The sequence below is a fragment of the Flavobacterium sp. GT3P67 genome (assembly GCF_004349155.1).
GTDB classification, from domain to species: Bacteria; Bacteroidota; Bacteroidia; order Flavobacteriales; family Flavobacteriaceae; genus Flavobacterium; species Flavobacterium ranwuense.
The window spans coordinates 164,604-190,306 of sequence record NZ_SMLF01000008.1 but is presented as its reverse complement, the minus strand read 5'-3'; the positions used below and the strand labels follow the sequence as shown (position 1 = coordinate 190,306).

The following is a 25,703-nucleotide window of genomic DNA, read 5'->3' as shown; positions in this document are numbered from 1 at the left end:
AGTTTTACTTATTCTCTTTTACTTTTATATCAGTCCCTAATCTTTGAATATAGGCAATCAAAGCAACTATTTCTCTTTCATTCATCGGTACAAATTTTTCTCCTTTGGCTTCAGCTTTCTTTTTGCTTTCATTGTAACTCGACACAAAATCCGGGTCATTTTTCAAGCTTTCTTCAATTTGAATCGCCTGTGCTCTTAAGTCTTTAGCTCCCTTTGCAATTTGGGCCTCGCTATAAGGCACTCCAAGAGTAGCCATGACTTCCATTTTCTTCTGTAATGAAGAAATATCCAAAGCTTCATTATCAAATAACCATTTATAACCGGGCATAATAGAGCCTGTAGAAGTACTCTGTGGATTCCACATGTGATTAAAATGCCAGTTGTCATTGTATTTTCCTCCTACTCGTAACAAATCGGGGCCGGTACGTTTAGAACCCCAAAGGAATGGATGATCGTATACAAACTCACCTGCTTTGGCTTGTGGTCCATACCGTTCTACTTCACTTCGAAAAGGACGAACCGATTGCGAGTGACAACCTACACAACCTTCGCGAATATATAAATCACGTCCTTCGAGTTCCAGGGGTGAATAGGGTTTTACACTGGCTATTGTAGGGATATTAGATTTTACCATAATAGTGGGTACAATTTGAATAATACCACCAATTAATATGGCTATTGTTGCTAAAATTGCCATTTGAATCGGCTTTCTTTCTAACCAAGGATGGAATTTTTCTCCTTTTATTCTTCCTGTACTGATTACTTGTAAGGCAGGTGCTTGAGCTAATTCGTCTTCGATAGTATTCCCTTTTCGTACTGTTTGAATGATATTATAAACCAAAACAAGCATTCCTATTAGGTACATTGTTCCTCCTATAGCTCTCATCCAATACATAGGCATGATTTGAGTTACGGTTTCAAGGAAATTACCATAGGTCAAAGTTCCATCTGGGTTAAATTGTTTCCACATTGAAGCCTGTAAGAAACCTGCAAGATACATGGGTACCGTATAAAGTATAATCCCTAACGTTCCAATCCAGAAATGGAAATTAGCCAATTTAATAGAGTATAAGGTACTTTTAGTCATTCTTGGTATCAACCAATAAATCATCCCGAAAGCTAGAAAACCATTCCAGGCTAGTGCCCCTACGTGCACGTGAGCAACGATCCAATCGGTATAATGCGCAATAGCATTTATATTTTTAAGTGATAACATTGGCCCTTCAAAAGTAGCCATACCATAACCTGTCATGGCTACAACAAAGAATTTTAAAACGGGGTCCACTCTTACTTTATCCCAAGCACCACGCAGCGTTAAAAGTCCGTTTATCATACCTCCCCAAGAAGGCGCTAACAACATTATAGAGAAAGCAACTCCTAAATTCTGAGCCCAATTTGGCAATGCAGAATATAATAAATGGTGTGGCCCTGCCCAGATATACAAGAAAATTAAAGACCAAAAATGGATAATCGACAAGCGGTATGAATAGACCGGACGATTCGCCGCTTTGGGAACAAAATAATACATTAATCCTAAAAAGGGAGTCGTTAAGAAAAAAGCAACGGCATTATGACCATACCACCATTGTACTAAAGCATCCTGAACTCCTGCATAAACAGAATAGCTTTTCATTAGTGAAACCGGCAAGGCTAAACTATTAAAAATATGTAAAACTGCAACGGTAATAAAAGTTGCCAAGTAAAACCAAATCGCTACATATAAATGACGTTCTCGTCTTTTTATCATGGTTCCAATCATATTGATACCAAAAACGACCCAAATTAACGTTAATGCAATATCTATTGGCCATTCTAATTCAGCATATTCTTTAGAAGAAGTGTAGCCCATTGGCAATGAAATAACAGCAGCAACAATAATTAACTGCCAACCCCAAAAATTCAGATTGCTTAAAAAATCATTGTACATTCTGGCTTTTAACAATCTTTGCAAAGAGTAATAAATACCGGCAAACATGGCATTTCCTATAAAAGCAAAAACAACTGCATTGGTATGTAAAGGTCTCAACCTACCAAAACTCAACCACGAAATTCCATCGGTTAAATTGGGAAAAAGAAACATAAAGGCCAATGTAAGCCCGACTAACATTCCTACTACCCCAAAAACAATGGTCGCATAAATGAATTTCTTTACAATTTTGTTGTCATAATAAAACTGCTGCATTTCCATAATTAAAATTTGTTTTTTATTTAAAAGTCTAAGATTTAAGGTTTAAAATTGCTGAACTTTCCTCTTTAGGTTTTTCAATTTTTGACTGAATTAACTCATCGTCAAAAAGCATTCGCACCGATGGTGTATAATCGTCGTCATATTGACCTTTTTTAACAGCTCTTATAAAAGCTATAAAAAAAACGATTGCAACCAGAATACTGATGGAGATTAATAAATAGATGACACTCATACCTTAAATTTGTGTTAACAAAGTTACTTTGACGTTCTTTAGTAAAATATGACATTTGTCATACTTCGATAAGTTAATTCGTTATTTTCCTTTTGGGATTAGAGTGCGTGCATAATAGCTGCTCATCACACTAACAAAACTTACGATGGTAATGGTACTCAAAGGCATTATAATGGCTGCGACTAGTGGCAATAGATTCCCCGTAATCGCAAATGATAACCCTACTACATTATACAATAAGGATAATGTAAAACTCATTTTAATAGTACTAATGGACTTCTTGGACAGTTTTAAAAAATAATCTAATTTTTGAAACTCGTTGGCATCCAAAATCGCATCACAAGCCGGTGAAAAAACATTCACGTTTTCTGAAATTGAAATTCCAACATTACTTTGTGCCAAGGCTCCCGCATCGTTCAACCCATCTCCCACCATCATCACATTGTTACCTTGTTGTTGTAAATTCTTGATAAATTCTAATTTTTGTTCTGGTTTTTGATTGAAAATCAGTTCCGTTCCTTTAGGCAAAAGTTTTTCAAGAGTAAAACGTTCCCCTTCATTATCACCAGACAAAACTTTGATTTGATATTTACTGCTTAATCTTTTAAAAAGTACCTCTAAGCCTTCTCTATATTGATTATTAAAAATAAATTTTCCGTAATAAACAGCATTAATTCGAATGTGAACTGAAGTTTGCTGAATACTATTATCGTCTATTTTTTCGACAAAAGCAGCGGAACCAATTTGAATTTTTTGGTTAAAAATTTGAGCTTGAATTCCTTTTCCTGTAATTTCTTCAAAAGCATCAACTTTTAACTTTGGAGTTTCCTTTTCCGATTTGTTTTGCAAGATTGAAACAGGCAAATAATCATATAGCATTCTGCTTAATGGATGATTGGAAGTCCGAAGTACCTTTTTTATCAGCAACAAATTCTCATCTGAAAGCACATTTCCTTCATAGGAAATATTCGATTTTTTGTTGGTTGTAATGGTTCCCGTTTTGTCAAAAACTAGAGTATCCACTTTTGCTAATTGCTCTATAACCAATGCATTTTTGAGATAAAATTTCTGTTTACCTAAAATCCGCAGTACATTCCCAAAAGTGAATGGTGCCGTCAATGCCAAGGCACAGGGGCAGGCAACAATCAGCACTGCTGTAAAAACATTGAAAGCAATATTGGCATCAATAAAAATCCAATATCCAAATCCTGAAAAAGCTATTAATAAAAGGATTGGAGTAAAATAACGGCTGATGTTATCTGTTATCGTTTTATGCTTTTGTTCCACTTTTTTCTGGAAAACATCATTACTCCATAATTGTGTCAAATAACTTTGTGAAACGGAATGCAACACTTCCATTTCGATTACTTTGCCCATTTGTTTTCCTCCTGCAAATACTTTATCACCGGATTGTTTGGTAATCGGAATGGCTTCTCCGGTAACAAAACTATAATCAATCTCTGCTTTTTCTGAAATTAAAATACCATCTACTGGAATGAGTTCCTGATTCCTGATGAGTAGTCTGTCGCCTTTTTGAATATCATAAACTGGCACACTTTCTTCGGAAGCATCGGTATTGATTTTAGTAATTGCTATAGGGAAATACGATTTGAAATCTCTTTCAAAACTCAAAAAACTATAGGTTTTGATTTGGAACATTTTACCTAAAAGCATAAAGAAGACCAATCCTGTCAAGCTGTCGAAAAAACCGGGTCCGTAATCCATCACGATATCAAACGTACTCCGAACAAACATCACAATAATTCCCAAAGCAATAGGAATATCGATATTAAGCATTTTAGATCTGATGCTTTTATAGGCCGAAACGTAATACCCGCTTGCCGAATACAGAAAACTGGGTAGGGAAAGCGCAAAAATCAGCCATCTGAAAAAACCACGATATTGGTCTAACCAATATTCCTTAACTTCAAAATATTCGGGAAAAGAAAGTAACATGATATTTCCAAAACAAAAGAAGGCAACACCTAGTTTATAAGTCAAACTTCGGTCTATATGGCTCTTGCCTGTTTCATAATTTTCCAGGCTGATATAGGGCTCATAACCAATAGAACACAATAAGAGCACAATCGTTTTTATTGAAACCGCTTCTGGATTATAAGTGATTCGAACTTTCTTTTCGGGAAAATTAACCTGAGAAATACTTATTCCTTTTTGAAGACGTTGTAAATTTTCCAGAATCCAAATACACGAGCTGCAATGAATATGTGGAATATTAAGTGAAATAATAGCGGTTGAACTCTCTTGGAATTCCAAAAGTTTTGAAACGATACTTTCATTGTCTAAAAAATCATATTTACCATTACTGTCTTGGGGGGTTGCTCCAGGGGATTTTTCAAAATCATAATAACAAGTCATATCATTCAGGCTAAAAATTTCGTAAACGGTCTTACAACCATTGCAACAAAATTCTTTTTTATCAAAAATAATTTCTTTCGCTTTTATAATATCTAAACCACAATGGAAACAGTTTTGTCTGTCCATAAATCTTTGCTCATTTTACCTTAGACAAAGGTTGTGAATAGAATAAGTTAAAAATATGACATTTGTCATATAAAAGTCTAAATTTGTTGGGTTATTAAATCCCCTTTTCTATTATGAGTAAATGTGAACAATGTATTGTTAGAGAATTCAGCTCATTGAAAGCACTTACTAAAAATGAATTAGTACATCTTGCTGAATGTAAAACATCCCGCACCATAAAAAAAGGAGAAGTCATTTTCGAAGAAGGTGAAAATGTAAATGGAATTTTTTGCATAAAAGATGGTGTATGCAAACTAACCAAATTGAGTCCAAACGGTAAAGATCATATTGTAAAACTAGTTACAAAAGGTGAATTATTAGGACAACGCTCCATGATTAGTGATGAACCCGTGAATTTGAGTGCCGTTGCACTAGAAGATATGGAGGTTTGTTTTATTCCAAAAAGTGAAGTGATGAGTTTCTTCGACAAGAACAATCAGTTTTCGATGAATGTGATGAAAACAATTTGCGGAGATCTAAAAGAGGCCGATGATCTGATGGTTAATCTTGCCCAAAAAAATGTAAAAGACAGGCTCGCAGTTACTCTACTTTATTTGCAGGATACTTTTGGGAAAAATGAAGATAATAGTTTAAAAGTCCAACTTTCAAGAGACGAGTTGGCAAGCATGATTGGCACAGCCACCGAAAGTTGCATTCGTTTGTTATCTGAATTCAAGAAATTAGGTCTAATAGAATTGTCAGGAAAAAAAATTATTTTAAAGGATATCAGCCAATTAAAAAAAATGACGGTCTAAGCTTTTGAGAAACACGCTTCATAAAAGCATGATAAATATCATTTTTTGAAATAACCGCATTACATAATTTTGTCATTTGTTAAAATAATTATATTTAATAACATGACAACAGTACAAAAATCACAACACACTTTCCATATTCCTGTAATGGGTCTATCCTATACGATAGACAGCCCGATTAGAGTGGCAAAGTATGGGATTTCTTCCGTAATTTCAATTATTGATGATGAGCTAATTGAAAAGATGAATGCTTTTTACAGCAAACAATTTAACCTCCCATACCAAGAAATAACACAAAAAATACATGATTACCGTGCAAAACGTGTAACATCTTATTTGAATCTGGTAGATAAAATCGTAAAAGAAAAATTCAAAAATTTCAAAACGGAATTGTGCGAAAGCAAAACCGCTTTAGAAGAGTATATTGCGATGTTACCTAACAAATCGGAAATTAAGCAAAAATTACAAGATTTATTGGACAATGGGTATGCCCTTAAAGACAATGTTATCAATTTCATCGAAGAAAATCTTTACCCTGGTGAAATTGATGTAAATATCATGACTAAAATCGATAAAGACAATTTTAATAAAAATGAACAATTACCAATAGAGTTCAACGATGCCCATGCCTCTTTACGTGGTTTTGCTAACAGTACACTAACTTCATCGGTAGTGCTTTCGGCGGGGATGAATCCAAGATTGTATAGTTATTTTGAAAAATTTGACGCTTTTTTTCCAGATGCTTCCAATACCTTAAAAAAGAAAATCATATTAAAAGTTAGCGATTATCGTTCGGCAATGATTCAAGGCAATTTCTTTGCAAAAAAAGGACTTTGGGTTTCTGAATATCGAATTGAATCCGGTTTGAATTGTGGAGGCCACGCTTTTGCAACAGATGGGCTTTTGTTGGGGCCAATCATGGAGGAATTCAAACAAAAGAAAGACGAACTAATTCAAGCAGCACACACTTTGATGGTGAAAGCGTTAGAGCAAAAAGGAATGCATGTTCCCAATACTCCATTGAATTTAAAAATCACCGTGCAAGGCGGCGTTGGAACTGCCGAAGAACATGAATTTTTATTAAACCATTATCAGGTTGACTCCGTGGGCTGGGGTTCTCCTTTTTTATTGGTTCCAGAGGCTACATCAGTAGATGATGCTACCCGAAAATTATTGGCAAATGCTAAAGAAGATGATTTTTACACGAGTCACATTTCCCCTTTGGGCGTCCCTTTTAATACCGTAAAGGGAACAACAAACGAAATATTGAAACAACAACGTATTAATAAGAATAAAGCTGGAAGCTCTTGTCCTAAAAAGTTTTTAGCTTTAAACAAAGAATATTCCAATAAAGGAATGTGTATGGCATCTAAAAAATATCAAGATATTAAGTTAGACGAATTAAACCAACAAAAAGATAGTATCTCCGAAGCTGATTTTAATAATGCAAAGGGAAAAATTACCGAAAAAGCGTGTCTCTGTGTCGGTTTGGCCAATGCTTCTTTGATAGAAAATAACATACAACTAAAAGGAGAAGTACAAGGCGTGATTGTTTGTCCCGGACCTAATTTGGCTTATTTTGATCGAGTAGTGTCTTTATCGGATATGGTAAAACATATCTATGGAAATATTTCCATAATAAATACAGCTCGTCCAAATGTATTCATAAAAGAATTACAGATGTATGTGGCTTATTTCAAAGAACAAATAGCAACTGCCTCGTCCGAAATTTCTGTTGCGCAATTAAAAAAACTACACACATTTAAAGAGAATTTAATAGCCGGAATAGAATATTATAAAAAATTATTATCGGAAAATGACTTTTTTGAACAAACAAAAAATGAAATTCAAAGTCAACTGGAATTTCATAGCAATATGTTAAATGCGATTCCAATTCCTGTAAAGAATTAGTCTTTTAAACGAGGTTATCTTTTTTAAACCATTTACAATTCAGGAACCCTAATTTCAAACAATTCGGTTTTAAAAAAATTGCATTTGGTTTTGAAACATGGCTTATTAATTCCACTGTTCAGGAGAATACATGATAAATGATGTTTTCTTAAAAATGAAAAAATGAAAAACCTTAAAGAACGAATACTGAAATTGAAAAAAGAAAAAAATGCAGTTATTTTAGCTCATTATTATCAGGAAGCAGCTATTCAGGATGTAGCAGATTATGTGGGAGATAGTTTGGGATTGTCGATAGAAGCCATGAAAGCAGACGCGGATATTATTCTTTTTGCCGGTGTACATTTTATGGCTGAAACCGCAAAAATTTTAAACCCAACCAAAAAAGTGATTCTGCCCGATTTAAAAGCAGGTTGCTCTCTGGCAGAATCCTGTCCTCCTGATTTATTTCAGAAATTTATTGACCAGCATCCCGATCATATTGTCATTACCTACGTAAATTGTTCTGCCGAGATTAAAGCATTAAGCGATATTGTTTGTACGTCATCTAATGCGGTAAAAATCGTAGAATCGGTGCCAAAAGGCAGGCCAATTATTTTTGCTCCCGATAAGAATTTAGGAAAATATATCATCAATAAAACAGGTCGTGATATGTTACTCTGGGACGGCTCCTGTGTCGTGCATGAAGCTTTTTCGCTGGATAAATTAATAGAAGTACATAAACTACATCCCGATGCTAAAATCATTGCGCATCCCGAATCTGAAACACATATTCTGGAAACCGCTAGTTACATTGGTTCGACAGCCGGAATGATTGATTACGTGAAAACAAACCCAAACAACAAATTTATTGTTGCTACCGAAGCGGGAATCCTTCACAAAATGCAACAGGAAGTTCCAAATAAAACACTGATTCCGGCGCCATCACAAGAAGATAACACCTGTGCTTGCAGTGAATGTGGCTATATGAAAATGAATACCTTACAAAAAGTATATGACTGTTTGCTTAATGAAACCCCCGAAATTATTGTTCCGCAATACATTAGAGAAAAAGCACTGCTTCCTATTGAACGAATGCTAGAATTATCTAAATAATGATTACTACAAATTACTTAATCATCGGTTCAGGAGTTGCCGGATTGACTTTTGCCATAAAAATCGCAGATCGTTTTCCCGACAAAAAAGTGACTATTGTAACCAAGTCAAATGCGGATGAATCGAACACTAAATATGCTCAAGGCGGAATTGCCATTGTTACAGATGAAACAGAGGATTCGTATCAAAAACACATAGAAGACACCCTAATCTGCGGCGATGGTTTGTGTGATGTTCAAGTCGTTGAAATGGTCATTACCGAAGGCCCAAAACGATTGAAAGAACTTATAGCATGGGGCGCTGAATTTGACAAAACTGCCAAAGGAAATTTTGATTTGGGCAAAGAAGGCGGACATTCCCAGAACAGGGTTGTACACCATAAAGACCAAACTGGCCATGAAATTGAACGTGCAATTTTAGACCAAGTACATCAAAAAGAAAACATTACCGTTTTAGACCATCATTTTGCATTGGATCTGATTACAGAAAATAATCAGTGTCTGGGAGCCTTTGTTTTAAATCAAAAAACGAATGAAATTATCTCATTCCAATCTGATTTTACGTTGCTTGCCACTGGAGGAATTGGACATCTTTACGGACACACCACCAATCCAATAATTGCGACAGGCGATGGAATTGCGATGGCTTTTCGAGCGAATGCCAACATTAAAGACATGGAATTCATTCAATTTCATCCTACCGCGTTATATGATATTTCTATTGGATCGAAGTTTTTAATTTCGGAGGCAGTACGCGGTTTTGGAGCGTATTTACGCACCAAAAAAGGCAATCGGTTTATGCTTGATTATGATGACAGAGCCGAATTGGCTTCCCGGGATATCGTTTCCCAAAGTATCGATTTGGAGCTTAAAAAAACGGGGAATGATTGCGTCTATTTAGATTGCACTCACTTAGATTTAGAGCCGTTTATAAAACATTTTCCGATGATTTACGAGCACTGCAAAAAGACTGGAATAGACATTACAAAAGATTGGATTCCCGTGGTTCCCGCACAACATTATCTCTGTGGCGGAATTGTAGTTGATAAAAATGGAAAAACATCCATAGAAAATCTATTTGCTTGTGGCGAATGTTCCCGTACAGGCCTGCATGGCGCCAATCGACTAGCGTCCAACTCCTTGCTGGAAGCTTTGGTCTATTCAGACAAAATTTATAACTATTTAGCAGAAACTCCTTTCGAAAACATCCTTTTTATCAGTTCAATTTCTGATTGGGAATTAGAACCAAAACCTAAAATAAATCCAGATTACATTACTAAGATCAAAACCGAATTGCAATTTTTAATGCGCCAAAATGCCGGAATTGTGCGTTTTGATGTTGATTTGCGTAAAGCAAAAGAACAATTGATGCAATGGCAAGACAAATTGGAAACCATAAATAAAAACAACCAAATCAGTACTCAGTTGTACGAATTGTGTAATATGATTACTATTGGAAATTTAATCGTGCAACAATCTATCGAAAGGGACCAAAATTGCGGTGGTTTTCTGAAGTTTGCACCCAGTTATAATTATAGAAAAAAAATTAAACGATTAATACCCTAAATTAATATTCAAAAAGAAATTTCTTCCTTTTCTGGAAATATTATTCCAATCTGAAAAAGAGGAATAATAAGTGTCCAGAATATTTTCAATACCCGCTCTAATATTCCATTTACTTTTTTCAATAGTAAACGAATAACTCGAAGCAAGGTTTAAAATCGCATAATCTGGCGTCCTGTCTTCGCCATAAAAAGGGCTGAACTGGGTTTGCGTAGCATTGCCCTGAACCATAATTTCGGTGGAAAATTTATTCACTTTGTAATTTAATGACGCTGAATATCGCAACGGACTTATAAATGGCAAATTTCTCTTTTCAAAGTCCTTTCCGTAATTGTAAACTAACTGGCCCTTCCCTTTCAAATTGTCAGTAATTTGGTATTCAATATTCAAATCTGCGTTGAAAACTGTGGCATACTCCAGCGCCGTATACATTTTTACACCGCTGGCGCCAATAGTCATTGGAATAAAAGTTGGGTCTGGTTTTCCGACAATAAAATCGGAAATATGGAAATAAGAAGACGTTATTTTAGCGCTCATTTTTTTTTTCGCATATCCCAAAGAAACGTTTCCTTCAACTGATTTTTCGTTTTTTAATTCCGGATTTCCAATATAATCATATCGGTCAAAACTATTAAACAAATAAAACCCGTATCCTTCTGAAACCGAAGATGCCCGCTCCCCATACGCTAAACCGAAACCATACTCAAAACCATTTTTGTTGTGAAAATAATTCGATGAAATACTTTTTAAAATTCGGTTTTTGCTATCTTTTATATTGGGATAGAAAATCTGTAAACTTTCTAAACCCAACTGATTGGCAACTTTATTCAAATGATTTGCCAGGCTTGCAGAAAATTTCAAATTAGAATACGGATTCAAAACTACATTGTCTTCTAAAAACAATCCTCCATACCAAGTCCTCACATCTGGCCAAGTAAACATAAACATCACATTTTCGTTTGGATTGCTCGGATACATGGTCATTTCGGCAATGGAACGATTATAAAAAGAATTCAAATCCGCCATAAAATTATGGTTTTTAAAAGTCCCTTTTACTTTCGAATAAAATCCATAAGTATCACTCCAACCGGGCATATCCATGTGAATGGGAACCAAAGGTCGTTTTGTGTCATCCATTCTATGCGTAACGGTATTGTAATATATTTTGGTTTCCCAATTTTTTATTTTCGACAATCTTGGAGCATACTCAAATTTCAAGGAAGTTATTAAGGCTTCCGCCAAAGAAACATCCATTGGAAGTGCCGGATAACCAACATCGGTTGCTTTATCATAGATCAGCGATGCTTCTATAAGTTTATTTTTATTGAATAGAAAACCAGAAGTTGTCGAAACATTAAATTTTTTGAATTGTGAAAACAAAACTTCCTGATTGTTTCCAGAAGTATAATTCTCGGCATCCCGATACATAAAGTCGGTATTCACATAAAACAAACTATCGACGTAATTAATCGCAGTTCCAATGATTTTCTGTTTGCTATTGGTTTCAAAACCGGTATTTACAGCAGCTTCCCAGCCTAAATCAGTAAATTTGCTTCGGTTTCTTTTTAAATCAATAGCACCGCCAATCGTTGCTCCATGACAACCACCTTGTTGCCCGGATTTTATGGTTGCTTCCGATAAATTAGAAATTTCAACATAGGAAGTTATGGGATCCATTTTATCGGTACAAGCGCCAAAAATGCGCATTCCGTCTATGGTTATTAATGTTCTTTCGGTTGCCATACTATTAATGATTGGCTCCCAAGCATAACCGCCTCTTTTAATAATTTCGACTTTACTGGACTGTTGCAAATATTCGTCAATAGTGGCTAATGGTTTAGGTTGTTTTTGATACAATTGCGCTTTTTTACCAATTACAATAACTTCGTTTAGGATTTTAGGAACAATGGTGTCTTTAGATTGTTCTTGGGCAGAAAGTGAGATTGCGCCAATAAATTGTAACAATAAAAGAAATACTGTCTTTTTCATAATGAAATAGTTTAAAAAAGGCCACAAATAAATTCTTGACCTTTTCGATTTAAGAAAATAAATATTTCTAGAATTCTACTTCAAAGTAAATACTGCTTGTAGGAACTGCGTCTGTAATTGCTTCGCCTTTTAAAACTTCGTTAGCGGTATTCAAAAGCTGTAAGTTAATTTTCCAATAACCGGTCATGGTTAACGATAATTTCCCATGGTACAATTTATCGGAAACAGACTGTGCTAAATCAACATTATTAGGAGACCCATGATTTCCCATGCTCGGCATTCTCGGGTCAATTTTAACTTTAAAATCATCCACAACCGAGAACACCATCATAGATTGCATTTTAAAAACACCAACAGTCATCTCGTTTGTAGCTACTTTTGGATTTGTTGGTTCAATTAATGCCAAAAGATATTTTGTCCCATCCGTTCCTGTAAAAGTAGTCACTCTCTTTTTGGTAGAAGCTGGAACACTAATTTGGTTATTTGCGGTATATGCAGCACCATTAATAGTATAATTTATGGTTAGAGTCCAATGTTCCATGGTGTTTTCGGCCATTTGAAAAACAATATAGCCATTGCGTAAAGTTTCTTTTCCTGTAGTTTTTGTAACTGCCGAAAACGGGCAAGCATGCGACATTGTTGTCATTTGCATTAATGGCGCCCATGCGATTGCCACATTTTTTTCGTACTCGTTAGTTGTTTTGTTTTTGATTCTCAAAGAAATTGCGTTATGTCCCTGCTGCAAAGTTCCTGTAGGAGAATAAAGTTCTACAATGTGGGTATCATTTGTGATTTCTTGTATTTTATTTAATCCTTCTAATTCATTTGTTACAATTGTTGGATTTTCATCATTTGAACAGGAAGAAAAAGCTAAAGCCATAGCTATTACAGCTATTGTATTTTTTAATGGAAATTTCATTTTGTGTTTTTATTAAAGTTTATAGGGAATCTGCTTGAGAAGATTTTATCTTTCAAACATTTGAAACCATAAGGTCTCCTCCATTTGAAAAAATCAAATGAAAACGCACACTTTCATGTAAAAATTTAAGAAATAACTGTGGGTGGATGAAAAACAGAGCAACTAATCCTGTGAGAATATAAATTAGAATAGTTGCTATTTGCTTTTTTAGTATTCTGAAAATAAGCAGGCAAAACTTTAAACGAATTAATTTCTTGAAAAAATAAAACTTCAACTTCTTGCGAGGCCATTTTCTTATTGGAAGAAATTGGGCTGTCGTTTTCGGAAGTTTTTGTCAGTTCTTTCATTAAATGACATTTTCCGTTGCATTGCAATTTTGGTTTGTCTTTATTAACGCAAAGTTCTTTTGAAATATAATCATATCTAACAGCATATTCTATAACCGGAAATATTGGTTTTAGAAGTATGAGTAACGCTATTATGAGTATTGCTTTTTTCACAAAGCAAAGATAGAACCACATCTACCAGAGTTTATATGACTTATATCATATTTTCATCATCTTTATAGTAATTACTTTGTATTTAATTATTTGTATTTGGCATGTCGTTCGCAAAAAACGGTACTAATTCAAAATCAGTTATTTTTTATGCAGATCGATTTAGATTTACTTTTCACTTGGGGCGCTGTAGCCAAAAAATACAAAAAAAATGAAGTCATTTTTGATGAAGATGAAGTGGCGCATTTTTATTACCAAGTTATTGACGGAAGTGTGAGAATGTTTAATTCTAATGACGAAGGGAAAGAGTTTACGCAAGGTCTTTTTTGTATAGGAGAGAGTTTTGGAGAACCACCATTGTTTATTGACCAGCCCTATCCATCAAAAGCGATTGCCATCCTGGACAGTACTATTATAAAGTTATCTAAGGACAAATTCTTAAAAATTCTTGACGAATATCCGTCCATTCAAAAATCTTTTATGATTTTACTGGCCAACAAAATTCATTCTAAATCAAACTCTTCAAAAGAGATTATAAATCAAAAACCCGAGTTTAGAATTGCGGCTTTTTTAAATACCCACAAGAAAAAATCGGAATGCTGTAACGAAAAAGTATTAATTCCTTACACGCGCCAGGAAATCGCAAATTTTACAGGTTTGAGAGTAGAAACAGTCATTCGTGTTTTATGCAAGATGAATACTTGTGAGAAACTAGAAATCGTCAATCATAAAATATATTATTAAATGAAATTAAATGTGAATTTTTGGCTGAAACTATCTTTGTTGAATCTATGTATTGTTGCCACACTTGGTGTTTTGATGCGCTATAAAATTGGTTTTGAATTTCCTTATTTAGACCAAAAACATCTTCAACATTCCCATTCGCATTTTGCTTTTTCTGGTTGGATAAGCCATACTCTGATGACTTTAATGGTCTATTATCTTCAAAACAAAACAGCTGATTTTCAAGTAAACAAATACCGGAAAATAATTATTGCCAACTTGATTATTTCATATGTAATGCTAATCTCTTTTATTATTGAAGGCTACGGGCTTTTTTCTATAACAGCCTCTACAGCTTCAATTATAATTTCTTATATTTTTGGCTATTATTACATTAAAGATTTAAGAAAAATTGATCGCGATTTATTATCCATAAACTGGTTTAAAGCGGCTATTGTATTCAATATTATCTCCTCATTCGGCACATTTTACTTGGCTTATATGATGGCGAGTAAGAACATTGTTCAAGATTACTATTTGTCTTCTATCTATTATTTTCTTCATTTTCAATACAACGGCTGGTTTTTCTTTGCCTGTATGGGGTTGCTTTTTGGATTTTTAAACCTAAAAAAGACCGAGAATTCCTTTTATGAAACGGCATTCAAACTGTTTGCACTTTCCTGTATTCCTGCTTATTTTTTATCGACGTTGTGGCTGGATTTACCCGTCTGGCTTTATGTAATTACTGTAATTGCGGCAATAGTTCAGGTTTTTACTTGGTTTAAATTTCTTTTCATTTTAATACAATCCAGAAAAGAATTTTTGAAAAACTTCTCGCTATTATTGCGTTACATTTTATTATTTGTATGTCTTGCTTTAAGTATCAAATTAGTACTTCAATTGGGATCAACCATTCCTGTCTTGAGCGATTTGGCTTTCGGCTTTCGGCCAATTGTAATTGCTTATCTTCACCTGGTTTTACTGGCAGTAATCACCCTGTTTTTACTTTTCTACATCTATGCTAGTCATTTAATTTTTATTAACAAAAGAATAAAAATTGGATTGCTCCTGTTTACTTTTGGAGTTTTATTAAATGAAATTGTATTAGCCGTTCAAGGAGTTGCATCGTTTAGTTACACTATTATACCTTATGTAAATGAACTTCTTTTTGCTGTAGCAATAATTTTGCTTTTCGGAATAGGGTTTACAGCTTATTTTTCCATAAAAAAAGTTAAAAATAATCCTCCTTTATGATTGCACTCATACAATAAAAAACCAGTAATTAAGTACTTTGCCAAACAAAACCTAAGTAATCTTAATTATGAAAAAATCTGTCCAATTATTATTAGTCGTTAGTTTCTTTGCCGCTTTTAGCTGTAAACAAAATAGCGAAGCTCCCTCTGAAAAAACTACAGAAAACACTTCAACCGAAAGTGTTGGACAATCTGCAGTAAAAGACGAATCGTCGAGTCCAAACATCGTTCAAACTGCTTCCGGAAGCAAAGATCACACTACTCTTGTAATGGCAGTAAAAGCAGCCGGATTAGTCGATGTTTTAAGCAATGCAGGTCCATTTACCGTTTTTGCACCAACAAATGCTGCCTTTGACAAACTCCCGGCTGGTACAGTTGAAGGATTGTTAAAACCAGAGAAAAAAGATGATTTGAAAAACATACTAGAATACCATACTTATGTTGGCGCCTTAAAAACAGAATACATGCAGGATGGCCAAGTGTTTGAACAAGTGAATGGCGGTAAAATAAAAATCACTAAAAAAGGGGACAAAGTCTTTGTGAATGGCTCCGAAATTGTCGTTACAATCCCAACATCAAATGGGATTATTCATGTAATAAATGATGTAATACTTCCAAAATAATTATTAATTCGTATTACTAAATTGAAAAAGCGTAAACTAATTTAGTTTGCGCTTTTTTTTTGTGTGAGCTCTTTTTTAACCTAATGTTTTATACATCATGGCCATTGCAATATTCGCCGCTCTTTGTTTAATTTCTTCTGCTTTTTCTCCGATAAATAATTCATCAACCGTTTCATTAAACAAGGCATTCCAATTCTGAAAATGAGCTTCGGTCATTGTACTTTTTTGATGTAATTCCTTGTGTTTAGCCATAGGATTTCCGATAAAATCACCTGTAGAAAATATAATATTTTCCCAGAAATCATACATTTTAGGCAAATGTTTTTCCCAATTTACTTTGGCTACATCATTAAAAAAATAACCAATTTTGGAATCTGTTTTTATTCTATCATAAAAGGCATTTATTAGTTTCTCAATGTCGGCTCTGTTCTTTATATCTGTTTTCATTTGGAGATTTTATCCTTTAAACAATAAACACAAACTGTCTTCGATGGCTTCAACTGAATGAAGAACTGCTACCGGAATATTTTTTTCATCGTATAAAAAGAGTTCTTCTTGTTGACTTTGCTCTTTATAGATCACGCTTCCTTTTACCACCAATAATTTGGCGGAAACATCAGTCTTATGCTCTTTGAGTATCATCCCTTTTTTGAAAGCGATAACCATCACTTTACAGCAAGAGGTATTCTGTACTACTTGTGCTACCGGATTTACTGCATTTTCTAACTTCTGGAAAATTTCTTTAAACATTATAAATCTTTGTTTTTAAATTTTATTAGTGAAATGAAAAACGGGACAACTAACCATAAACACAATAGCAGAAATGAAATTAACAATCCCAATGAAGTACCGAAAAAATCCTTGAAAATAGCTCCTGTATATCCCATCATCGCTGATGCGTCTAGCTGCAATAGAATTTGAATTCGGGCTAAATCAATTGGACTTAACGCCGTAACGGCAACCATTGCTTTTTCTATGGGATAATCCGAAAATTGGAACAATAAAAACAATACAATTCCATCAAAAAGCAAAGCAAAATACAACCAGCTCATTATGGCAATTCCAATTCCTTTTGATTTATCTCTTGTAAGAATAGAACTCAAGAAGGCCAAAGCCACAAAAACCAATGAAATCAAACATCCTACAATCAGCATCATTATCCCAACGGTATCAGGCGCATAAACCAATAGCGGTATTCCGGCACCTATAAAAAATGCCAAAACCATTGACAAAGACAATCCAAGAAACAAACTCAACCATATCTTTTTTCGTTTGATTGGCTGGCTCAACAAAAGCTCTATAAACTCGGAACTATTGTATAAATAGATTGTCGCAAAAAGTATGGAAACTAATGGAACGGTAAATAAAATTATATTCAAAATGGTAAGCAATCCTTTGGCAGAATTGTCTTCTAGCCCAAAGGAACTCCAGGAAAGTATGGCCAAAATGATAGTATAAGCCAGTACAATTTTGTTTTTTAAAATGTCTAAAAATATAAGATAATGATATACACAGTATACCAAATTTAAATCCACTTATATAGGTGGATTTTCCAGTAGATTACCTTTTTGCATCGTTAATACTTTTTAAAAACATCATAACTATTAATGCTTTCTGATAGTTACTTCGAATTTGAACGAGTTACTAGCGTATCAAGTTTACTATGCAATTTATTAATATCTATTCTAATACTGTCTTTATACTGTTTAAATTGTTCATTTGTGATATTCAAGTCATCAGACTTTGAATAATATGTCGTTATTGCAAATGTTATTAGTGAACCTGCTACAGCATACAACAGATTTGTTAAATTTTGGAATTTGAGATTTTTTGTCGTCTTAACACATAGTTCAGTTACTGCATTTAAATTTCTAACTTCAAGAATCTCTCGATCGATTCCACTCGTTTGCATTATTTCTTTAAGATGCTCAGGTACATTGTCATCTAAATAGTCATTTTCTTGTTTCATTATTATATCAATTTTTCAATGATTAACAAATATATTGAAAATCCATATGAAATAGAGATGCAAATAAAAATCATCAGATTGTAATACAAAAAATTAACAAATTTATTTTACTAGGAAAATCAGGCCTTCACAGAGGCCTGATTTTTTGTTTTTCAATATGTCACACATATTAAAAAAATTGTAAACGTAAATAAGTTAGAAAATGTGTCCCATGATATATAGTGCTTAACCATAAAACATTTTTATCATGGGCACAAAATCAGCCAAACCATTTTTCGAACTTAAATTAAAAGTCAACTTCAAATTGAGTAAAAAGCATGTTCGACGCATTCTTAATATTATCAATTTATTGGCACTCCTAATTTATTTGGTTAAGTAAGTACTGAAAGAAATCCGTCCAGCCAGACGGATTTCTTCTTTTATAAACTATGTATTAATTAAACAATATCATTGATTAACAACGTTATAGGTCGAACTTTTCAAATCAGATTCATTTTATTTTTAAACATTGTTGTATTCGTCATAATTCTAACTCAAAAAATTATGACTTCTATTAAATACGACTTTACTTCCTGCTATGATGCATACAATTTCTCGCAATTTGACTACGAGCAAGTAACTCCTGAATATGAGCCGAATGAATTTAATGAAACTGTAGACGACATTCTAAAAACGCTCCTTATTCAGTGTGACATAGAACCTCCTCAACCTAAATTTGTTAGATTTCCAGACCCGATAAAACTGTTAACAACTTGTAAAAATAAAGTAAGAAAAACATTACCAGTTACACCAAAAAGTATTAATTTTAATAAAACAAAGATGGCAAAACATCCTGATATTGAACTTAATACTGCACAAGTCTTTAAATCAGTATTTGATATGATGGGTACGTTAAACTCAGAAAAAGCATGTCGTGAACATTTAGAACAACTACGTTGGAACGGAGAACCAATATGTCCACATTGCGGAAGTCAACGTGAAAATCATTATCGAATTAAGACAAGAGGAGAAGACAAAGGTCGATACAAATGCAAAGATTGTAGATTGCCTTTTAGTGTAACAGTCGGAACGATTTTTGAAAAATCTACAATCTCTTTACAAAAGTGGTTTATGGCTGTTCATTTATTTACTACTGATAAGAAGGGTGTTAGTAGTCATCAATTGAAAAGAACAATTGGAGTAACACAAAAGACTGCTTGGTTCATGTTAAGTAGACTTCGTAATTCAATCCATAACAGAGTAGATTTTGAATTTGATGGTATTACCCAAGTTGATGAAACTTATGTTGGTGGGAAAAATAAAAATCGTAGCAAAGGGAAAAAGATTGATAACACTCAAGGTCGAAGTCTTAAGAGCAAAACTCCTGTATTTGGAATGTTGAATAATGGATTGGTTTATACTCAAGTAGTCAAAAATACTAGAGGAAAGACTTTAAAGACCATAATCAGATCAAAAGTCAAACAAGGCTCTATAATCGTAAGTGATGGATGGGCTGGATATCGTGGATTAGAATATGAGTATAGTCATAAGATTATCAAACATAATTTAGGAGTTTTCAAAAATGGATCATTTCATACAAATGGAATCGAAGGTTTTTGGAGTCTTTTAAAAAGAGGAATCATAGGAATTTATCATTATACAAGCGATAAACATTTACATCGTTACTGCGATGAGTTTGCTTATCGTTACAATATCCGTACTTTAAGTACAGGTGAACAATTCAATCTTACATTGATTAATTCTGATGAGAGATTAAGTTATAAGGAATTGATTGCTTAGGTATACAAAGCAATTTTATTCTTTAACATCAAATTTTACTAATTCACTCATTGTAATTTCTAATGCTTCACTTAATCTATAAAGACTATAAATTGTTGGATTCGTTCTACCAGATTCAATTCTTGAAATATTTGTTGTATCAATATTTCCTTGCATTCTTGCTACTAAATCCACTTGTGACATTCCTCTTTCTATTCGCAGTTTTTTAATTCTTTTTCCCAATAATTCCAATAAATCTGACTTTTCCATACTTGACATATTTGACAAGCCAAGGAATTGTTTATATTAGCTTCTTGTAATGCCATATATGGCAACATTTAAAAATTTATCAACTAAAATAATATGGGAATAGGTACAAATTGGTTCAAAAGAGAAATTGGTAAAAATACTGGCAAATATGTAAGTAACAAGATATTTGGCGACAAATGGGCAACTCCTCATAAAGTTATTATTGCCCGAGAAAATGCAAAAATTGACAAGCAAGGTTCACAAGATTTAATTAAGACAGAGTTTAAAAAATTAGAAATTGAAACTAAAAGAAATGAAATTCAACAAAAAGGGTCTTTAAACGAGAAAAAAGAATTTATTCTGACTAAAACATTTTCGAATGATAAAGATGAAATATTTGATTTTGGAAATTATTTAATCACCGAAATAAAAAGTATTGGTTGGTCAGATAAAGAAGACGATATACATCTAAATAGTTTTTCAGATGCTTGCTTAAATAAGCTAAATCAATGCAAAATTAAATTGGATTCTTTAGGTTCAACTTTTGAATCAGAGTATTTCGAAAAAGAAATAAAACGTTTAAACAACAAAAAACTATTTCAAAAATATTATAAATATGCTGGAATGGCAATTTTAGGAATTGTTTTATTTATATGCTATAAACTAGAATTAATTAAGTAATGTAAAACAATAATCTGCATCATAATCAAAACATTTTTGCAAACCCTAATTCATTATCACACTATGGAAAAATATTATCAAAAGTTTTATACGAACTCAACTTTCATTATTATTTGTATTTGTTCATTGTTATTTACTACAAAGACATTCAGTCAAGACAGAAAAACATTATCAATCTCAGAAAAAACATATCAGTACATGAAAGATAATAATCTGAGATTATGGGTAGTACAGCGTGATACTATAGCATCTACTAAACGTCCAATGTTGATTCTTGCTAATACAGTTGTAGATGCAGCAACAGCAATAGGGACATATTCAACAACATTGATAGACTATCGATATGCTACTAGAACTGCTACTAGTTACGATTATGTCGTTAATGAGCTAGTAGACAAGTCTAATAAGTATTATTTCGATTTGTCGTCAGATAAGACTTTTTACGGATGGAAAAATGATATTACAGGTACACTATATGTCTTAGAGGAACAGGATATGGTAAAGATTAATATATTTAGTAAAACACAAGAAATTGTAAAAATTGTAAACAAGTTAGGTTACAAGGAATACAAAAATCCAAACGATTCATATGATGAAAACTTTTATATCAAATCCAAAGCCTGTGAAATCAAGCTAAATAATTGGACTTATAACGAACTTAAAAAGAATCCATCATATATTACAACATTAGATAATCATCAAATGAAATTAGATGCTCTAACTAAGCAAACGATTCCTCATTCTAAAACATTGGATAAATATATTAGATTGTATAGAATTCAAAGAAATAAAATGTCAACAGCAAATATAAATGCTTGGAAAGCTGCAACAGCACAGGCTCAAAAAATTAATAATCAAATGGTTAAACTTGCTGAAAAATATGCAGGTGATTATTCATTTATGCCTTTGAATAATCTATCAAAAATTGATGAAATTTTTTCAGATAATTTAGGAGCATCAAAAGGTGTTTTAGGGATGTAAAAAATTTAACTAAATATTAACACAAAAGAAGCCGTATCAAATTTGATACGGCTTCTTTTGTGTTTGTACTATACCTCTATTAAAAATATTAGTAATGTTAAAAAATTAAAATACTCATAACCAAATCGTTATAAAATACTCTTATTAAATGCATTAAAATATTTGGCTACAGTATTAACTTCTATTACTTTTGTGTTAATTAATGATTTTTCTAGAAATAGGAAAAAAGGCTATAGATGTAGAGAAACACTAGCCTTTGATGCTCTGGAATCAGTTTTTACAGCGATTAGTAAAAGTCTGAATGTTAAATGTTCTTTGAAATAAGACTATGTAAGTTTGATAAGCGTCAACTTATCACTCCAATGTATAACTATAAATACCTCAATATGAGATATAGTGATGCTCCAATAGGTTATAAATATGTTTTTTCCAAAACCAAAACGGTTAACGGAATAAAATATTATAAACAAAAAGGATGCTTTAGATTTTTAGTAAAAATCTAAAAGTTATTAATTTGTTTTACAAATGGGTTTACGGGTCTTTTCAAAGATGCTGTTATTGAATATCAAAAAGTTCTACTTAATCGGGTAGGGCTTTTTTGTTTTAATCAATTACAGCTAACTTGTTTATGTCATAAAATATGACATCTGCATGCGTACAAAAATAAATAATAATAAGGTGTGACACAATAGGCATCAGGGTTCAAGCATAATTTAGAATAATTATAAATAATGTTAATCAATTGTAATTCAATACATTGCACTTATTTAATCGACCAAATACACAATTAATTAACACAATTATAGCGGCTACATCGCTAAAAACACACATTATTTGTCCAAATTTGGATGAATTATATGTCTTTTTTACTGTTAAAACGCTCAATAGTTCTCTAATAGTTCTCTAATAGTTCTCTAATAGTTCTATAATAGTTCATCAAAATTATGTAACAATAAGTAAATACTAAACAGTCTCTATTACTATCTAAACAACCTTATTCAGACTGTTCTTCTTTTTCAGCAGACGTGTCTTCATTAACAACTTCTTCTTGATTGTCATTTAGATTTTCTACAACTGTTTGTTGCTCTTCTTTGCTTTCGTTAAAACTTTCTTGAATGTGTTTTGAAAGAGTTTTCATGGTATATTTGTTTAAAGATTATAGTTTATATATAATTAAACAAATATCACGGTTATACTGGAAGAGATTCAAAAATAGTATTATAGATGTTGTTATATTATTATATCAAAAAGATATGATATGCTTAAAGTAAAACTATATTTCTTCAAATTTTTAGGTACATTTATTCCTTATTTTAAAAGGAAATTCATGAGTACTATATACAATCATCTTAAAAATGCTGTTGATAATCATATTAACGGATATTCAAAGAAAGGGTTATTTGTAATAAAAACACTTACTAATTCAGAAAAGCTATATCGTGTAATATATCACATAGGTTTTGAAGCTGCAATGTTTTTAATTGATGTCGAGTATGTCGATAAGCAAATTGAGATTAGTTTTGCGAGTGAATTGATTCAAACAAAAACATCATTGTTTGAAATAAATGATTTTGTGAAATACATGGAATCTATCCCTCAAGAAGACTTAAAAAGAAAATTTGAATTCTTGTTAAGAAACTAATGATTTTAACTAAAAACTTCGTGGTATACTGAGTATATCATTATCTATTTTTATTGCATAATTTGTTTTATTTTGTCCAGTTGAGTACCCTATTTGTACCTCGAAATTTAAAAACTACATAAACACTCGGCTGTTAATTTCTGCATCGATAGTTATTGAATTAAATACTTATTCTTTACATTTACATAGTTAAAAAAAGACTTTGAAAGTCTAGTGACCCTATCGGTGACCCTGCTCTTAAATAGTATATCGAATACCCCTTATTTACTGGGATTATTATAAAGGCATCAGAGCCTCTTTCTCCGCCAGTAAAAATACTAAAAAAGCTAAAACGCTGTAAAACTTATGTTTCACAGCGTTTTTTGCTTGGTGGCAAAGCTCCTAAATACCTAAAAAACAATATTATTCCTGCTTTGGTTGCAAGTGGTAAATTAGAATGATTATTTCCAAATATACCTAATCATCCAAACCAAGCAAATAAATCAGCAGAATCAAAATAAAACGTGTCCCATTTATTTAAGTACATGACAAAAAGCAAAATAGATTATTTTCTAGAGACTTAAATCCTGTTAAAAAAAAATTTGACAAGTAATCTAATCCATATTTTAACATACTCACTGCTCTTCTGCAATGTTTTTTTATTACTATTTTTTGGATATTTTCATCCAAATAGTCACCAATTTTATAACACCATACAAAAACAATCATTGTCAGAGAAAATAATTTTTCTAATCTTTCTAAATCGGCAACATGGGCATCTTCTATATTAAAACCACTACTTTTTATTCCCGACAAACTCCCTATCAGCCAAGAGACAATCTATATTTTCCTTCCCAAACCATTCTATATAAGTTTTGATTAAATCAATCCTCTCTTGTGTATTTGAATTCCCCGTTTATCCAACATTGGACATTCCTACAAAAGTGTAACAATTAGCAGTTAATACAACATTTGAATTTCTTTAATATCAAATTCAGCAGTGCTGTCATCTTCCAGAAGAATTTCAAGTTTCCCAACAGCAGAAACCCCTTGAATAATCCCCATGAAATTCTGATGGTTTGGGCTTGAAAACGGCATTGGAATCCCTTTTTTAAATAGTTTATTGGTATAATCAGGCCATAAAACGGCAGAATTGTGTTTGCACAACTTCACATTTTCTTCGATTGCATCACAAATGGAAAAAAGCAGTTCGTCTTTATCAAATTTCGCCTCACAAATAACCGCTAAAGAAGAGGCTTTTGGTAAATTTTCAAAATTGGTTTGATTCACATTTAGTCCTAAACCGACAATAGAAACAATAGTTCCGTCACTTTTGATGCTGTTTTCGATCAAAATGCCACCTATTTTTTTGTTGTATGACATTATGTCGTTAGGCCATTTTATGCTAAGGTCAGGAATCCTAAATGATTCTAAAACTTCAATTACAGCAAGTGAAACTGCAATATTCAGATTGAAAATCTGACAAATATCCACCAAAAAATCCTTGACCAAAAGACTCATTATTAAGTTTTTACTCGTCTCAGAGGCCCAAAATGCCCCCATTTGGCCTTTCCCCTCTGTTTGGTTCTCAGCAGTTACAACAGTAAAGTTTTCGAGCTCTTGTTTATTCGATAACCCTTTAAGGAATTCGTTTGTAGAATCTATGGCATCGAGTTTGATTAGTTTCATATACGTTTTTTGTGAAACAGAATTTAATATTATGTTAAGGTTCAAAAATAATCACAAAAAATGGTAACTTTACAAACTTATATATAAAAATAATTCATGGCGAAAAAGACTATAAATAATGACGTTCTATTGGCGAACATCATTAAGGGGATAGAAGAGGTAAAAGGAAATGATATTGATATTCTTGATTTAAGAGAAATAGATACCGCGGTATGCGACTATTTCATCATCTGCAATGGTAACTCAAATACACAAGTTAACGCTATAGTCAACTCCATTCAAAAAACAGTTTCTAAAGAATTAAAAGACAAGCCTTGGCATGTTGAAGGAACCGATAATGCCGAATGGGTACTAATGGATTATGTAAATATTGTGGTTCATGTATTTCAAAAACACATCCGTGAATACTACAACATCGAAAGTTTATGGGGCGATGCAAAAATAACTACCATTGAAAACAAATACTAAAG

The 25,703-nt window shown here is 32.8% G+C and carries 25 protein-coding genes; 12 read left to right on the top strand and 13 right to left on the bottom strand.

Annotated elements, in window-relative coordinates:
* Nucleotides 1-4: 4 nt before the first annotated feature.
* From ccoN to E0H99_RS13555, 3 genes are all read right to left on the bottom strand, one after another.
* Complete coding sequence (ccoN, locus tag E0H99_RS13565) at nucleotides 5-2,188, bottom strand: cytochrome-c oxidase, cbb3-type subunit I (RefSeq protein ID WP_131996553.1); 2,184 nt, start codon at nucleotides 2,186-2,188, stop codon at nucleotides 5-7.
* A gap of 28 nt (nucleotides 2,189-2,216) precedes the next feature.
* Nucleotides 2,217-2,420 (bottom strand): cbb3-type cytochrome oxidase assembly protein CcoS, encoded by a 204-nt coding sequence (gene ccoS, locus E0H99_RS13560; protein ID WP_131996550.1) that lies wholly within the window; start codon nucleotides 2,418-2,420, stop codon nucleotides 2,217-2,219.
* A gap of 81 nt (nucleotides 2,421-2,501) precedes the next feature.
* Nucleotides 2,502-4,922 carry a heavy metal translocating P-type ATPase gene (locus E0H99_RS13555; RefSeq protein WP_131996547.1) on the bottom strand — a complete coding sequence of 807 codons (2,421 nt, stop codon included), beginning with the start codon at nucleotides 4,920-4,922 and terminating at the stop codon, nucleotides 2,502-2,504.
* Nucleotides 4,923-5,035: 113 nt separating this feature from the next.
* Here E0H99_RS13555 and E0H99_RS13550 point away from each other — a divergent pair, with 113 nt between their 5' ends.
* From E0H99_RS13550 to nadB, 4 genes are all read left to right on the top strand, one after another.
* Nucleotides 5,036-5,716, top strand: coding sequence for a Crp/Fnr family transcriptional regulator (locus E0H99_RS13550; protein ID WP_131996544.1), 681 nt, complete (start codon nucleotides 5,036-5,038; stop codon nucleotides 5,714-5,716).
* Between the two features lie 102 nt (nucleotides 5,717-5,818).
* Entirely contained in the window at nucleotides 5,819-7,627 is a 1,809-nt protein-coding gene (locus E0H99_RS13545) for a hypothetical protein (RefSeq protein WP_131996541.1), read from the top strand.
* 162 nt (nucleotides 7,628-7,789) lie between these two features.
* Nucleotides 7,790-8,719: a quinolinate synthase NadA gene (gene nadA, locus E0H99_RS13540; protein WP_131996538.1), complete on the top strand. Its 930-nt coding sequence runs from the start codon at nucleotides 7,790-7,792 to the stop codon at nucleotides 8,717-8,719.
* On the top strand, nucleotides 8,719-10,284 hold the full coding sequence (gene nadB / locus E0H99_RS13535) for an L-aspartate oxidase (RefSeq protein ID WP_131996535.1): 1,566 nt from the start codon (nucleotides 8,719-8,721) through the stop codon (nucleotides 10,282-10,284). The genes nadA and nadB overlap by 1 nt, the downstream gene beginning before the upstream one ends.
* Here nadB and E0H99_RS13530 read toward each other — a convergent pair.
* The 3 genes from E0H99_RS13530 to E0H99_RS13520 all read right to left on the bottom strand — a co-directional run bounded on the left by E0H99_RS13530 (nucleotide 10,273) and on the right by E0H99_RS13520 (nucleotide 13,689).
* On the bottom strand, nucleotides 10,273-12,270 hold the full coding sequence (locus tag E0H99_RS13530) for a TonB-dependent receptor (RefSeq protein ID WP_131996532.1): 1,998 nt from the start codon (nucleotides 12,268-12,270) through the stop codon (nucleotides 10,273-10,275). The genes nadB and E0H99_RS13530 overlap by 12 nt on opposite strands.
* 67 nt (nucleotides 12,271-12,337) lie before the next feature.
* Nucleotides 12,338-13,189, bottom strand: coding sequence for a hypothetical protein (locus tag E0H99_RS13525; protein ID WP_131996529.1), 852 nt, complete (start codon nucleotides 13,187-13,189; stop codon nucleotides 12,338-12,340).
* A 125-nt stretch (nucleotides 13,190-13,314) separates the two neighbouring features.
* A complete protein-coding gene (locus tag E0H99_RS13520) occupies nucleotides 13,315-13,689 on the bottom strand; it encodes a hypothetical protein (protein ID WP_235832067.1) in 375 nt (124 codons plus the stop codon).
* Between the two features lie 147 nt (nucleotides 13,690-13,836).
* Between E0H99_RS13520 and E0H99_RS13515 the strand changes: the two genes are divergently transcribed.
* The 3 genes from E0H99_RS13515 to E0H99_RS13505 all read left to right on the top strand — a co-directional run bounded on the left by E0H99_RS13515 (nucleotide 13,837) and on the right by E0H99_RS13505 (nucleotide 16,285).
* The gene (locus E0H99_RS13515; protein WP_131996526.1) at nucleotides 13,837-14,430 is read left to right on the top strand and encodes a Crp/Fnr family transcriptional regulator; all 594 of its coding nucleotides are present in this window, start codon (nucleotides 13,837-13,839) and stop codon (nucleotides 14,428-14,430) included.
* Nucleotides 14,431-15,663 (top strand): hypothetical protein, encoded by a 1,233-nt coding sequence (locus E0H99_RS13510; protein WP_131996523.1) that lies wholly within the window; start codon nucleotides 14,431-14,433, stop codon nucleotides 15,661-15,663.
* A 67-nt stretch (nucleotides 15,664-15,730) separates the two neighbouring features.
* Nucleotides 15,731-16,285 (top strand): fasciclin domain-containing protein, encoded by a 555-nt coding sequence (locus E0H99_RS13505; RefSeq protein ID WP_131996520.1) that lies wholly within the window; start codon nucleotides 15,731-15,733, stop codon nucleotides 16,283-16,285.
* 75 nt (nucleotides 16,286-16,360) lie between these two features.
* Here the strand turns inward: E0H99_RS13505 and E0H99_RS13500 are convergent, their stop codons facing one another.
* From E0H99_RS13500 to E0H99_RS13485, 4 genes are all read right to left on the bottom strand, one after another.
* Nucleotides 16,361-16,732 (bottom strand): group III truncated hemoglobin, encoded by a 372-nt coding sequence (locus E0H99_RS13500; protein ID WP_131996517.1) that lies wholly within the window; start codon nucleotides 16,730-16,732, stop codon nucleotides 16,361-16,363.
* Nucleotides 16,733-16,741: 9 nt separating this feature from the next.
* Entirely contained in the window at nucleotides 16,742-17,035 is a 294-nt protein-coding gene (locus E0H99_RS13495) for a hypothetical protein (protein WP_131996514.1), read from the bottom strand.
* The gene (locus E0H99_RS13490; RefSeq protein WP_240723485.1) at nucleotides 17,035-17,730 is read right to left on the bottom strand and encodes an ABC transporter permease subunit; all 696 of its coding nucleotides are present in this window, start codon (nucleotides 17,728-17,730) and stop codon (nucleotides 17,035-17,037) included. Before E0H99_RS13490 ends, E0H99_RS13495 begins: the two co-directional genes overlap by 1 nt.
* Before the next feature lie 176 nt (nucleotides 17,731-17,906).
* Nucleotides 17,907-18,254, bottom strand: a complete 348-nt coding sequence (locus E0H99_RS13485; RefSeq protein ID WP_131996508.1) for a hypothetical protein — start codon at nucleotides 18,252-18,254, stop codon at nucleotides 17,907-17,909.
* 543 nt (nucleotides 18,255-18,797) lie between these two features.
* Between E0H99_RS13485 and E0H99_RS13480 the strand changes: the two genes are divergently transcribed.
* Nucleotides 18,798-20,033: an IS1595 family transposase gene (locus tag E0H99_RS13480; protein ID WP_240723484.1), complete on the top strand. Its 1,236-nt coding sequence runs from the start codon at nucleotides 18,798-18,800 to the stop codon at nucleotides 20,031-20,033.
* Between the two features lie 15 nt (nucleotides 20,034-20,048).
* On the opposite strand, the gene E0H99_RS13475 is transcribed toward E0H99_RS13480, so the two are convergent.
* Nucleotides 20,049-20,282, bottom strand: a complete 234-nt coding sequence (locus E0H99_RS13475; RefSeq protein WP_131996505.1) for a helix-turn-helix domain-containing protein — start codon at nucleotides 20,280-20,282, stop codon at nucleotides 20,049-20,051.
* Nucleotides 20,283-20,375: 93 nt separating this feature from the next.
* On the opposite strand from E0H99_RS13475, the gene E0H99_RS13470 reads away from it, so the two are divergent.
* The gene (locus tag E0H99_RS13470; RefSeq protein WP_131996502.1) at nucleotides 20,376-20,942 is read left to right on the top strand and encodes a hypothetical protein; all 567 of its coding nucleotides are present in this window, start codon (nucleotides 20,376-20,378) and stop codon (nucleotides 20,940-20,942) included.
* A gap of 198 nt (nucleotides 20,943-21,140) precedes the next feature.
* Nucleotides 21,141-21,923 (top strand): hypothetical protein, encoded by a 783-nt coding sequence (locus E0H99_RS13465; RefSeq protein ID WP_131996499.1) that lies wholly within the window; start codon nucleotides 21,141-21,143, stop codon nucleotides 21,921-21,923.
* A 994-nt stretch (nucleotides 21,924-22,917) separates the two neighbouring features.
* Here E0H99_RS13465 and E0H99_RS17260 read toward each other — a convergent pair.
* On the bottom strand, nucleotides 22,918-23,061 hold the full coding sequence (locus E0H99_RS17260; RefSeq protein ID WP_165930302.1) for a hypothetical protein: 144 nt from the start codon (nucleotides 23,059-23,061) through the stop codon (nucleotides 22,918-22,920).
* A gap of 189 nt (nucleotides 23,062-23,250) precedes the next feature.
* Here E0H99_RS17260 and E0H99_RS13460 point away from each other — a divergent pair, with 189 nt between their 5' ends.
* Nucleotides 23,251-23,565, top strand: a complete 315-nt coding sequence (locus tag E0H99_RS13460; RefSeq protein WP_131996496.1) for a hypothetical protein — start codon at nucleotides 23,251-23,253, stop codon at nucleotides 23,563-23,565.
* A gap of 939 nt (nucleotides 23,566-24,504) precedes the next feature.
* On the opposite strand, the gene E0H99_RS13455 is transcribed toward E0H99_RS13460, so the two are convergent.
* The gene (locus E0H99_RS13455) at nucleotides 24,505-25,233 is read right to left on the bottom strand and encodes a biotin--[acetyl-CoA-carboxylase] ligase (RefSeq protein ID WP_131996493.1); all 729 of its coding nucleotides are present in this window, start codon (nucleotides 25,231-25,233) and stop codon (nucleotides 24,505-24,507) included.
* 96 nt (nucleotides 25,234-25,329) lie between these two features.
* Between E0H99_RS13455 and rsfS the strand changes: the two genes are divergently transcribed.
* Nucleotides 25,330-25,701, top strand: coding sequence for a ribosome silencing factor (gene rsfS / locus E0H99_RS13450; protein ID WP_039109645.1), 372 nt, complete (start codon nucleotides 25,330-25,332; stop codon nucleotides 25,699-25,701).
* Nucleotides 25,702-25,703 lie beyond the last annotated feature (2 nt).